This is a genomic window from Pseudoalteromonas sp. S1610 (genome assembly GCF_005887465.1).
Taxonomy (GTDB): domain Bacteria; phylum Pseudomonadota; class Gammaproteobacteria; order Enterobacterales; family Alteromonadaceae; genus Pseudoalteromonas; species Pseudoalteromonas undina.
Map to the genome: position 1 here is coordinate 1 of NZ_PNDI01000127.1, position 241 is coordinate 241.

Here is a 241-nt window from a genome sequence, read left to right on the forward strand (position 1 = left end):
AAAAGCGCATTTGCCATTCCACAGCTCCTCCGCGCACGATAGTTTTAGTTGAGTCTATAACGGTCTGGGTTGGCTCATACATAATGTACTTCCACTCAAGTAATGTGGCATCACCGACCGACTCCTGATCTTCAGGTAAGTATTTTTTTAATACTCGTTTAACCTGAAAGGAATTGGCTAATTGAAATCTGAGTATGGGGTCATAAAGCTCTTTTTGATCGACCTTAGCTATGTATTCCAT

1 pseudogene is annotated in these 241 nt (G+C 41.1%); it reads right to left on the bottom strand.

Annotated elements, in window-relative coordinates:
- Positions 1-241, bottom strand: a pseudogene (locus CWB77_RS18075) (hydrolase); the annotation flags it as partial.